Source organism: Flavonifractor sp. An112, from assembly GCF_904377885.1.
Lineage (GTDB): Bacteria > Bacillota > Clostridia > Oscillospirales > Oscillospiraceae > Flavonifractor > Flavonifractor avicola.
This window is the reverse complement of record NZ_CAJFGT010000024.1, coordinates 18,635-30,574: the sequence shown is the minus strand read 5'-3', so window position 1 is coordinate 30,574 and position 11,940 is coordinate 18,635. Positions and strand designations below refer to the sequence as shown.

General features: G+C 62.7%; 11 protein-coding genes. 8 read left to right on the top strand and 3 right to left on the bottom strand.

The genetic code is table 11. The annotated features are described in order from the left end of the window. Positions 1 to 220 precede the first annotated feature (220 nt). The 3 genes from IHN22_RS05375 to IHN22_RS05365 form a co-directional block, all read right to left on the bottom strand. Entirely contained in the window at positions 221 to 631 is a 411-nt protein-coding gene (locus tag IHN22_RS05375; protein ID WP_087188326.1) for a DUF3842 family protein, read from the bottom strand. 15 nt (positions 632 to 646) lie between these two features. Then, entirely contained in the window at positions 647 to 1,660 is a 1,014-nt protein-coding gene (gene asnA / locus IHN22_RS05370) for an aspartate--ammonia ligase (RefSeq protein WP_087330010.1), read from the bottom strand. 71 nt (positions 1,661 to 1,731) lie between these two features. Beyond that, on the bottom strand, positions 1,732 to 3,051 hold the full coding sequence (locus IHN22_RS05365) for an MATE family efflux transporter (protein ID WP_191433968.1): 1,320 nt from the start codon (positions 3,049 to 3,051) through the stop codon (positions 1,732 to 1,734). 171 nt (positions 3,052 to 3,222) lie between these two features. On the opposite strand from IHN22_RS05365, the gene IHN22_RS05360 reads away from it, so the two are divergent. The 8 genes from IHN22_RS05360 to IHN22_RS05325 all read left to right on the top strand — a co-directional run bounded on the left by IHN22_RS05360 (position 3,223) and on the right by IHN22_RS05325 (position 11,938). Continuing rightward, positions 3,223 to 4,437 carry an NADP-dependent isocitrate dehydrogenase gene (locus IHN22_RS05360; protein ID WP_191433966.1) on the top strand — a complete coding sequence of 405 codons (1,215 nt, stop codon included), beginning with the start codon at positions 3,223 to 3,225 and terminating at the stop codon, positions 4,435 to 4,437. Positions 4,438 to 4,530: 93 nt separating this feature from the next. Next, positions 4,531 to 5,934, top strand: a complete 1,404-nt coding sequence (locus tag IHN22_RS05355; protein WP_191433964.1) for a transglutaminase domain-containing protein — start codon at positions 4,531 to 4,533, stop codon at positions 5,932 to 5,934. Between the two features lie 152 nt (positions 5,935 to 6,086). Next, the gene (gene thiS, locus IHN22_RS05350; protein ID WP_087188322.1) at positions 6,087 to 6,284 is read left to right on the top strand and encodes a sulfur carrier protein ThiS; all 198 of its coding nucleotides are present in this window, start codon (positions 6,087 to 6,089) and stop codon (positions 6,282 to 6,284) included. Positions 6,285 to 6,287: 3 nt separating this feature from the next. After that, complete coding sequence (thiF, locus tag IHN22_RS05345; RefSeq protein WP_087330018.1) at positions 6,288 to 6,917, top strand: sulfur carrier protein ThiS adenylyltransferase ThiF; 630 nt, start codon at positions 6,288 to 6,290, stop codon at positions 6,915 to 6,917. A 26-nt stretch (positions 6,918 to 6,943) separates the two neighbouring features. Further along, positions 6,944 to 7,708 (top strand): thiazole synthase, encoded by a 765-nt coding sequence (locus IHN22_RS05340; protein WP_191433963.1) that lies wholly within the window; start codon positions 6,944 to 6,946, stop codon positions 7,706 to 7,708. Positions 7,709 to 7,722: 14 nt separating this feature from the next. Then, the gene (thiH, locus tag IHN22_RS05335) at positions 7,723 to 8,910 is read left to right on the top strand and encodes a 2-iminoacetate synthase ThiH (RefSeq protein ID WP_242955384.1); all 1,188 of its coding nucleotides are present in this window, start codon (positions 7,723 to 7,725) and stop codon (positions 8,908 to 8,910) included. Further along, on the top strand, positions 8,897 to 9,493 hold the full coding sequence (locus tag IHN22_RS05330) for a thiamine phosphate synthase (RefSeq protein WP_191433961.1): 597 nt from the start codon (positions 8,897 to 8,899) through the stop codon (positions 9,491 to 9,493). Before thiH ends, IHN22_RS05330 begins: the two co-directional genes overlap by 14 nt. Positions 9,494 to 9,658: 165 nt before the next feature. Then, entirely contained in the window at positions 9,659 to 11,938 is a 2,280-nt protein-coding gene (locus IHN22_RS05325) for a VWA domain-containing protein (protein ID WP_191433958.1), read from the top strand. Positions 11,939 to 11,940 lie beyond the last annotated feature (2 nt).

Sequence of the window (11,940 nt, the reverse complement as noted above, 5' to 3'; positions counted from 1 at the left end):
TGCCTGACTGCCAAAATAGAAGGCAATCACCACCGAGAAGATGGTGAGAAACTGATCGGCAGCCACCTTGCCGGTGATGGCCAGGTGGAGAAAGGCAATGGTCAAAATCAGGGTGACCAGATTTTGGACCTGCATAATGCAGTGCAGGATCTGCTTCACGGTGAGCACCTCACAAAAAAGGATCGCGGAGTGTGGCTCCGCGATCCATTCTATGCAAGGTTCAGCCCTTCAGCAGCAGGTCCAGCTCCTCCAGGGCGCTGTCCAGCAGCTTGCTTACCGGCATATCTTCTACGCCGGCCACGATGTTGTCGCACTGATTCATGGGAACCAGGATTTTTTTGGCGGGGGACTGGCCCACCGCCACTGCCATAGCCGGGGAGATCTCTCCCAGCAGGGCGTCGGCAATGACAATGCCCAGAGGGCCCAGGATCACGTCCGCCCGGCGGCAAGCTACCAGCAGGGCGTTCTCCCCAGTGGCGCCCTGAGAGGCGCCGCCTTTTAACATGGCCGCCGTGGCCAGGCTGTTGGTGCCTACGGCAAAGACCTGCAATTTGGGGTGACGGGCCATAATGCCCCGCACCAGCTGCTGGCCGATCCGGCCGCCCTGGCCGTCCACTACCAGAAGTTCCATAACGATCCCTCCCGCTTACAGCAGGATGACGCCGGCGTCCTGGCAGGCCTGGATGGTCTGCTCATCCCAGACGCTGGCCTGGACTTCGCCGATGTGGGCCTTGCCCAGCAGCAGCATACACAGCCGGGACTGGCCGATACCGCCGCCGATGGTCAGGGGCAGCTTGCCCTCCAGCAGCATCTTGTGGAAGGGCAGCTCCCGGCGGCTGTCGCAGCCGGCGATGGTGAGCTGGCGGTCCATGGCGGCGGGGTCCACCCGGATGCCCATGGAGGACACCTCAAAGGCCCGCTCCAGCACCGGATTCCACACCAAAATATCGCCGTTCAGGTTCCAGTCGTCGTAGTCGGGGGCACGACCGTCGTGGGGCTTACCCGACTTGAGGGCGCCGCCGATGCCCATGAGGAAGGTGGTGGGATGCTCCTTGACCCAGGCGTCCTCCCGCTCCTTGGGGGACAGGTCGGGCCAGCGGTCCTCCAGCTCCTGGGTGGTGACGAAGGACACGTCGGTGTCCAGGGGGGGCAGCGCGGTGAGCTGGGGGAACACCGAGCGCAGGGTGGACTGGGTCTCCGCCATGGCCTTCACGATGGTGGACACGGTGGCCTTCAGATAATCCACCGTCCGGTCCCGGGGGGCAATGACCTTCTCCCAGTCCCACTGGTCCACATACACCGAGTGGAGGTTATCCAGCTCCTCGTCCCGGCGGATGGCGTTCATGTCGGTGTACAGGCCCTCGCCCACCGAGAACTGATAGCGGTACAGGGCCATGCGCTTCCACTTGGCCAGGGAGTGGACCACCTGGGCGTCCCGGCCGGCGTCGGGAATGTCGAAGGAGACTGCCCGTTCCACACCGTTCAGGTCGTCGTTCAGGCCGGTGGAGGCCTCCACGAACAGGGGAGCGGATACCCGGCGCAGGTGGAGGGCGCCCCCCAGGGTGTCCTCAAAGAGCCGCTTCAGCAGGCCGATGGCCTTCTGGGTGTCATATAAATTGAGACAGGGGGCGTACCCCTGAGGGATCACGGTTTGCAGCATGGCGCAGCACTCCTTTTGTCTGGAATTACAATGTAACACATTATACAGGAAAAGTATCCCGCATACAACCCCTACCGATGCTCCAGCCACAGCTTTTGCCGGGCCCGGAGCACAAAGAAGAAGATCCGCACGATCCAGTCTCCCACCATGGCGATCCACACGCCGATGACCCCCAGGCCAAAGTGGTCCCCCAGGATGTAGCTGCACCCCAGCCGTACGATGATCATGGAACAGATGGAGATGACCATGGGTACCTTCACGTCGCCGGTGGCCCGCAGGGCGTTGGGCATGGTGAAGGCCATGGGCCAGAACAGCATGGCGCAGCCGTTGTGGATGAAAATCAGTACCGTGGCATACCACTGGGTCTCTGGGGTCAGGCTGTACAGCATGAGGATCAGGGGCAGGCCCAGCAACAGGACGCCGTTAAGAATCCAGGTAAAGAGGTAGGTCATCTTCACCAGTCTGACGGTGTAGGCACGGACTTGGTCCCAGGCCTCGGCCCCCACGCACTGGCCCACCACCGTGATAAGGGCCAGGCCCATGGCGGTGCCGGGGATGACACCGAAGTTGTCAATGTTGTTGGCCACCGCGTTGGCGGCGGTCTGGGCGGTGCCGAAGGTGGAGATCAGGCTCACCAGCAGCACCCGGCCCAGCTGGAAGAAGCAGTTCTCCAGCCCATTGGGCACGCCGATGCGGAGGATGCGGCCCATCATGTTCGGCTCAAACCGGAACCTGAGCAGACCGGATACCAGTACCGGATTGTGGCGGCTGTGGAGGAGCACCAGCATAATGCCGGCGGCCACGATGCGGGAGAACAGGGAGGACAGGGCCACGCCGTCCACCCCCCGGTGAAAGACAAACACAAAGATGGCGTTGCCCACAATATTCTGTCCGTTCATCCAGGCGGAGACGTACATGGAGGCCTTGGAGTTGCCCATGGACCGCAGCAGGGCGGCGCAGCCGTTGTACAGGGCGATGAAGGGGTAGGACAGGGCGGAGATGATAAAGTAGGTCACCGCGCCCTCCATGACGGCGGGCTCCACCTGGCCGAAGAGCAGCCCCAGCAGGGGGTGGCACAGGGTCAGGGACAGGGCCATGATGATGAGGGCGGCGGCGGTGACGATGTACATCAGCTGATTGGCGGCCCGGTTGGCCCGGTCCAGGTTTTCCGCCCCGATGGACTGGGCACACACTACCGCGCCGCCGGTGGCCAGGGCGGAAAAGACGTTGATGATGAGCACGTTGATCAGGTCCACCAGGGCCACGCTGGACACGGCGGCCTCTCCGGCAGAGGACACCATCATGATGTCGGCCATGCCCACCATGACGGCCAGAAACTGCTCGATGATCAGGGGAATGATGAGTTTTTTCAGGGCTTGCTTGTTAAACACGGGGGTTCCCTCTCTCTGGTTGGGTTACATACCAAAAAAGTATACTACCGGCGGCAACAGGGCCGCAATGGGCAAAACCCACAGGATTGAGGGGGATGTGCCGCTTGCCTTTTCGCCGGATTGGAGGTATAATTTTCTGCGAAATTGGATCAAAAGCATAAGGAGGAGACCATGGAAAAGATTCAGATGACCACCCCCCTGGTGGAAATGGACGGCGACGAAATGACCCGGGTGCTGTGGCAGCAGATCAAGGACGAGCTGCTCCTGCCCTTTATCGACCTCAAGACCGAGTATTACGACCTGGGCCTGCCCTATCGGGAGCAGACAGGTGACCAGGTGACCGTGGACTCCGCCGAGGCCACCAAGAAGTACGGCGTGGCGGTGAAGTGCGCCACCATCACCCCCAACGCCCAGCGCGTGGAGGAGTACAAGCTCTCCCAGATGTGGAAGTCCCCCAACGGCACCATCCGTGCCATTCTGGACGGCACTGTGTTCCGTGCCCCCATCATGGTTAAGGGCATCTCCCCGGTGGTCAAGACCTGGAAGAAGCCCATCACCATCGCCCGCCACGCCTACGGCGACGTGTATAAGTCCACCGAGTACCGGGTGCCCGGCCCCGGCAAGGCCGAGCTGGTGTTTACCGGCGAGGACGGCCAGGAGCAGTTCCGCCAGACCATCTACGACTTCGAGTGCGGCGGCGTGCTCCAGGGCCAGTACAACAAGGACAGCTCCATCTCCTCCTTTGCCCGCTCCTGCTTCCAGTACGCCATCGATACCAAGCAGGACCTGTGGTTTGCCACCAAGGACACCATCTCCAAGAAGTATGACCACACCTTCAAGGACATCTTCCAGGAGATCTTTGACGCCGAGTACAAGGCCAAGTTTGACGAGCTGGGCATCGAGTATTTCTACACCCTCATTGACGACGCCGTGGCCCGTGTGGTTCGGTCCCAGGGCGGCTTTATCTGGGCCTGCAAGAACTACGACGGCGACGTGATGAGCGACATGGTGTCCACCGCCTTCGGTTCTCTGGCTATGATGACCTCCGTGCTGGTGAGCCCCGACGGCAAGTACGAGTACGAGGCCGCCCACGGTACCGTTACCCGCCACTATTACAAGTACCTGAAGGGGGAGGAGACCTCCACCAACCCGGTGGCCACTCTCTTCGCCTGGAGCGGTGCCCTCCGCAAGCGGGGCGAGCTGGACGGCATCCAGGCTCTGGTGGACTTTGCCGACAAGCTGGAGAAGGCCACCATCGACACCATCGAGGGCGGCGTCATGACCCGGGACCTGGTGGGCCTGTGGGAGGGTGAGACCCCCGCTCAGGGCGTCAACTCCCTGGACTTCCTGAAGGCCATCCGGGCCAAGCTGGAGGCCAGCCTGTAACAGCCAAAAAGCAACTCTGACCAACAGGGGCAGCGGAGCGGCGGTCTGCCGTGCCGCTGCCCTTCTTTGATCCGGGAAGAAAGGAGGATCTCCATGAAAAAGCAGCTTCTGGCGGGAGCTCTGTCCCTGGCCCTCCTGGCCGGGCTGGTACCGGCGGCGGGGGCGGATTCCACCCAACAGGCCCAACAGGCGGCGGAGCACCTGTACTGCCTGGGCCTGCTGGACGGCGCGGGTACCGGCAGCGACGGGATGCCCAACTTTAATCTGGGGGGCACTATGACCCGGGGGGAGACCATCACCATGGTGGTGCGGCTCACCGGCGGAAAGGAGGCCGCCCTCACCGGCGGAAGCACCCACCCCTTCACCGATGTGGACGGCTGGGGGGAGCCCTATGTGGCCTACGCCTATGCAAACGGTATCACCACCGGGGTGAGCGATACGACCTTCGGCTTCCACAGTACCATCACTCAGGAGGAATACCTGACCCTGCTGCTGCGGGCCATGGACTATACCGATGTGGACTGGCGTGATCCCTATGCCGCCGCCGACCGGCTGGGCCTGCGGGAAGGGGAGGACTATGTCCGGGACCAGACCTTCCAGCGCAGCGATATGGTCCTGCTGTCCGACCGGATGCTGGAGGTAACGCTGGCGGGGGAGGAGGTCACCCTCTATGAAAAGCTGGATCTCCAGGGCGCGCTGGAGCGGCGGGAACTGCCTGTCCCCAAGCTGCAGCCCGGGCCTACCGTAACGGTGGAGAGCACCTTTGCAGTCAGCAGCGTGGAGGATATGATCCGCCGGATGGCAGTCCAGGTGGATGCCCGCAACACTGCCCTCACCATCTACACCCCGGTGGGGCAGGAGGGGGCGTACAGCCAGGCCCTGCTTACCGAGGATACCATCGACCGCTTCCCGGACGTGGATTCCATGGCCACCCGGTATTATCCCGATCAGGGCTACTTCACTGTGGAGATCCGCTACCGGGACTCCGCCCGGGTGATGGCCTATGTGGAGGGAAAGACGGATCGCCTGTCGGCCCAGGACATGGCCCTCTATGAGGAGGCGGTGCGGGTCCACGACAGTCTGGTGGACAGCACCATGAGCCAGTATGAACGGGTGAAGGCCTTCCACGACTACCTGTGCGACACCGTCACCTATCGAAAGACCGGGCCGGAGAGCCACACCGCCTACGGCGCGCTGGTGAACCACGCCGCCGTGTGCCAGGGGTATACCCAGGCCATGGACCTGCTGTGTTTCCTCAGCGGAATCGACTGCGAGCATATCTTCGGTCAGGCCACCGCCAACGGCGTGACGGAGTATCACGCCTGGGTGCGGGTAAACATCGACGGGAACTGGTACAATGTGGACCCCACCTGGGACGATCAGGTGACTTATATCTCCTACGACTATTTTCTGGTGTCCGACGGGCATATGGACGGCCATATCTGGACCGCCTACCCCAACTGGCCCGTCTGCCCCAGCGACTATCCCCGGCCCTGAGGGCACGGTGGAAAACTGTGCCTTGACAAGTGAAAAGACCAGTGCTATGGTATAGCACAGAGTGAAGCTGAAAGAAGGCGTCACGAAGGGGTACACCACCGCGGGTGTAGTTCTTTCGTGACGCCTTTTTTGCGTTTGGAAGGAGGCAAATTATGCTGCAAGTCAACGGTCAGCCCATGGACCGGACAGGTCTGCATACCGTGCAGGACCTGCTGGACAAGCAGGGCTGGAAGGCCGCCCAGGTGGCGGTGGAACACAACGGCGCCATTCTCCGCCGGGAGGACTTTTCCACAACCGCCCTGTCCGATGGGGACAAGCTGGAGGTGGTGCGGTTCGTGGGGGGAGGCTGACCCATGGACCGGGAAACGCTGGAACAGGCCCTCATCGCCCGCCACGGGGCGGAGAATCAGAAAAAATTTGCCGCCGCCTCGGTGGGCATCGCGGGCCTTGGGGGCCTGGGCTCCCACATTGCCGTCCACCTGGCCCGGCTGGGAGTGGGGCGGCTGGTGCTGGCCGACTTCGACCGGGTGGACGTGACCAACCTCCACCGGCAGCACTATTTCATTCCCCATCTGGGGCGGTACAAGACCGAGGCCCTGGCGGAACAGCTCAGGGGGATCAATCCCTGGCTGGATTATGAGATCCACACCTGTAAAGTGACGGCGGACAACGCCTGCACCCTGTTTCAGGGCTGCCAGGTGGTGTGCGAGGCCTTCGACCAGGCCGACCAGAAGGCCATGCTGGTCCAGGCGGTGCTCACCGGCCTGCCGGACACCCTGCTGGTGGCGGGCTCCGGCATGGCGGGAAGCGGCTCGGCCAATACCATTGTTACCCGCAAGGCGATGGGCCGCCTCTGGCTCTGCGGCGACGGGGAGAGCGATATCTCCCAGGGCCAGGGGCTTATGGCCCCCCGGGTGGCGGTGTGCGCGGCACACCAGGCCACCATGGTCATGCGGCTGCTGCTGGGACAAATGGAACCGTAAAACATCAAAGAAAGGAACGAACAACTATGGCAGATCAACTGATTTTGGGCGGACACGCTTTTACCTCCCGGTTCATTCTGGGCTCGGGCAAATATTCTCTGGACCTGATCCGGGCGGCAGTGGAGCACGCCGGGGCCCAGATCATCACTCTGGCTCTTCGCCGGGCCAACTCGGACACCGACAGCATTCTGGATCATATCCCGGAGTGGGTCACCCTGCTGCCCAACACCTCCGGCGCCCGCAACGCCGACGAGGCGGTGCGGATCGCCCGGCTGGCCCGGGCCTGCGGCTGCGGGGACTTTGTGAAGATCGAGATCATGCGGGACAGCAAGTACCTGCTGCCCGACAACTACGAGACCATCAAGGCCACCGAGATCCTGGCCAAGGAGGGCTTTGTGGTCATGCCCTATATGTACCCCGACCTGAACGTGGCCCGGGATCTGGTGGACGCGGGGGCGGCCTGCGTCATGCCTCTGGGCGCTCCCATTGGCTCCAACAAGGGACTGGCTACCAAAGAATTCATCCGCATTCTCATCGACGAGATCGATTTGCCCGTCATTGTGGACGCCGGCATCGGCCGGCCTTCCCAGGCCTGCGAGGCCATGGAGATGGGCGCCGCTGCCGTGATGGCCAACACCGCCATTGCCACCGCCGGGGACATCGCCGCCATGGCCGGGGCCTTCAAGTCTGCCATCGAGGCGGGCCGGGCCGCCTATCTGGCCGGGCTGGGCCGGGTGCTGGACCACGGGGCGGCAGCTTCCTCCCCCCTTACCGGATTTCTGGCGGACTGAGAGGAGGAAGAGACATGGATCAGCCTATGGAAGGCATTACCGTGGTGGAGGTCAAGGACAAGATTGACCACATGACCTATCTACCCGGCATGGAGCAGATCGACCCCACCGTCCGACTCCAGGTGACGGCGGCCCGGGACGGCTATGACGAGACCATTTACACCGCCAAGGACGTGCGGGCCGCCCTGGACGCCGATGTGCGTACCCCGGAGCACTTTGCCGCCCTGCTGTCCCCGGCGGCCGAGCCCTTCCTGGAGAAGATGGCCCAAAAGGCCCGGATGGAAAAGCGGCGGTACTTCGGCGACAACGTGTACCTCTTTACCCCCATCTACATCTCCAACTACTGCGAGAACTACTGCATTTATTGCGGATTCAACTGCCACAACAAGATCCGCCGGGCCAAGCTGGACATGGCGGGCATTGAGGCGGAAATGGCCGCCATTGCCAAAACCGGCCTGGAGGAGATTTTGATCCTCACCGGTGAGAGCCGGAAGATGAGCGACGTGCAGTACATCGGTGAGGCCTGCAAGATCGCCCGGAAGTATTTTAAAATGGTAGGCATCGAGGTCTACCCCATGAACTCCGATGAGTACGCCTACCTCCACCAGTGCGGGGTGGACTATGTGACGGTGTTTCAGGAGACCTACCACGCCGATCGGTATGAGCAGCTCCACCTGGCGGGCCACAAGCGGATCTTCCCTTACCGCATGGAGGCCCAGGAGCGGGCCCTTATGGGCGGAATGCGGGGGGTGGCCTTCGCCGCCCTGTTGGGACTGGACGACTTCCGGAGGGATGCCTTTGCCACCGGAATGCACGCCTGGCTCCTCCAGCGCAAGTATCCACACGCCGAGATTTCCTTCTCTTGCCCCCGGCTGCGGCCCATCGTCAACAACGACAAGATTAACCCCAAGGACGTTCACGAGCGGCAGCTGCTCCAGGTCATGTGCGCCTACCGCCTGTTCATGCCCTTTGCCGGCATGACCATCTCTACCCGGGAGCGAGCGGGCTTCCGGGACCGGGTCATCGACATTGCCGCCACCAAGATTTCCGCCGGGGTATCCACCGGCATCGGCGGCCACTCCGGCGAGGAGGAGGGGGACGACCAGTTTGAGATCGCCGACAACCGGGACGTGGAGCAGGTGGCCCAGGCCATCCGGGACCAGGGCCTCCAGCCGGTGATGAACGACTATGTCTATGTTTGAACTGGTGTGCGTGACCCACCGGGGGCTGTGCAGCGATGACCTGCCCCAGCGGGTGTCCGCCCTGTGCCGGGGCGGCGTGAGCAAAGTCATCATGCGGGAGAAGGACCTGTCCGAGGAGGAATATGAGGCCCTGGCCCGGCAGGTGCTGGCCGCCGGGGGAGACAAGGTGGTGCTCCACCATTTTCCCCGGGTGTGTCAAAGGTTGGGCGTGCCCCGGCTCCACCTGTCCCTGGGGCAGCTGGAGGCCGATCCTGCCCTGCGGGAGCAGGTGAAGCTGCTGGGTGTGTCCATCCATGCCCCTGAGGAGGCCGTCCGGGCCCAGAAGCTGGGGGCGGACTATGTGACGGCGGGCCACGTCTTTGCCACCGACTGCAAAAAGGGTCTGCCAGGCCGGGGGCTTCCCTGGCTGGAGGGGGTGGTGAATGCGGTGTCCATTCCGGTGTATGCCATCGGCGGCATCGGACCGGACAACCTGGCTGCCGTAGCTCGAACCGGGGCGGCGGGAGCCTGTCTCATGAGCGCTTTTATGGCTTGTCCAGACCCGCAGACCTATGTGGAAGGACTGCGGCAAATAACAGATTGAACGCAAAAGGCGCGGGACTACCCGCGCCTTTTTTATTGCCTCCATATTCGGAAGATGTTTCTAGCCCAGGAATACCTTGACAGAGTTGGCGGGGGTGAGTAAACTGGAAATGACATCCGTCGAATTCCCCCGAAATGGGGGCGCGGACGAGAGAGGAAGATGGGTATGTTTTGTTATCGATGCGGCGCCCAGCTGACCGGAACAGAAAAATTCTGCGGGCACTGCGGTGCGCCTCTGGAGGAGGCCTTGAAGTCTGTGGGCCAGGACCAGACCTCGCCGCCTCAGGAGGAGATTGCGCCGGCAGCGGAGCAGCCGGTTCATGAGCCGGAGCCCGCTCCTGTGGAGGAACAGCCTGTCCAGCAGCCTACGGCGCAAGAGCCGGGTCCTGCTCCGGCGCAGGAGCCCCCCATACAGGAGCCGGGAACCCCGCCCGGATGGGGTGTGCCTCCTATCCAACCGCCCCAGCCGGGGCCTGTTTACGCGCCCGGACCCGACGGACCTGGGAATGGTCAGCCCTCCGCCCCCAAGGGCGGCAAAAAGAAGTGGCTGCTGCCCGTCGTCGTTGTGGCGGCCCTGGCGGTGGGCATAGGCGGCTTTTTGCTGTACCGGAATATCAGCACCAATCAGGCCTATCAACAGGCGGTGGAGCAGGGACGGGACGCCCTGAACCGGGGCAGCTACGCCCAGGCGGTGGACTACTATGAGCAGGCCCGGAATCTGCGGGGCCTGGAGAACGCCGACCGGCTGGCTCTGGCGGAGGCCTATCTGGCCCAGGACAACCGGACAGCGGCGGCCCGGCTGCTGGAGGAGGGCCCTCTCCAGGAGGGGGACGAGCAGTATGCCCTCTACCAGAAGCTGTATGCCATGTGCATTCTCTCCCCTGAAGTGGACGATGTGGACACCGACAACTTCCCGGTGGTCACCCTGAAGCTGGACTGCGATCAGCCCTTCCCTCTGGAACTGTCCGAGGTGGGTATCCGGGAGGATGGCCAGGACTGTGAGGTGCAGGAGGTGACCCAGGAGGATGGCCAGGTTGAGATCACCTACCTGACCTTTGACGCCGAGTACAGCGAGGAGCACCGCCAGCCTGTACTCACCTTCTCGGTGGACGGCATCTCCATGGAGCGGGAAGGAGACTACTATACCCCCTACTTCGTGCCCGCCCGGCTGCGTCTGGTGTCCACTGACGTCAGCGAATATCCTGTGGTCCGGGCCTATTTCCAGGTGGTGGACGACTACAGCGGCGAGACGGTGGAGGGCTTGGATTCCAACGCCTTCCGCATCATGGAGCGGGTGGAAGGCGGCGAGTATCTGGCTCGTGAGGTCAAGTCGGTGCTTCCTCTGGAGGGCAACGACGGCCTGAAGATCGATCTGGTGGCTGACAAGAGCGACAGTATCACCGAGTACGACATGGGCAAGATCAAGACCGTTATGACCGAGTTTGTGCAGGAACTGGACTTCGCCCTGGGCGACCGGGCGGAGGTGCTGGCCTTTGACTCCATCGTGCAGCAGATGTGCTACTACACCGACGACGTGGGCCTCTTGGTCAACGGCATCAACAATATGTCCACCGACGGCCTCACCGCCTTCTATGACGCGGTGTACGACGGTGTGACCAACGCCACCCTTCAGGGCGGCGCCCGCTGCGTCATCGCCTTTACCGACGGCATGGACAACCGCAGCCGCCACACCCCTGAGGAGCTCATCCGCTACGCCAACACCCAGCAGACCCCGGTGTACATCATCGGCGTAGGCAACTCGGTGGAGACCAGCACCCTGCGCCATATTGCCGAGAGTACCGGCGGCCGCTACTGGTACATTGACGATCTCTACGACCTGGAGGCCATCTTCCAGCAGATCTATGACGAGCAGATGGACTACTATATCGTGGAGTACGAGAGCGACAGCGCCGCCGACAGCTACGCCACCCGTGACCTGCAGGTCAAAGTGTCCGGCCAGGGCTACCGGGGAGAGAGCGAACTGACCGTTACCCCGGTACGCAGCATCCGGGACGACGGCGGCGTGGGCGGCGGACACCGCTACGAGCTGTTCAAAGAGAGCCTGACCTGGGAGGAGGCCTCCCGCCGCTGCCAGGAGATGGGCGGCCATCTGGCCACCATTACCTCTCAAGAGGAGATGGACCAGATCACTGCCATGGCGGAGGCCCAGGACGTGAAGTATATCTGGCTGGGCGGCTACACCTCCTATGACGACGCCGGCAACGTGTTTGGCCACTGGGTTACCGGTGAGGCATTCAACTTCCAGGCCTGGTCTGCCAACGAGCCCTCCCGTCAGGATCAGGACGGCACCGAGGAGTGGTACATCATGCTGTGGAACATCAAGGCGGTGGGCGGCTGGTGCTGGAACGACCAGCGCAACGATCCGGTCTCCGCTGTGCCCACCATGGCCGACGGCATGGGCTTTGTGTGCGAATTTGAAGAATAGGA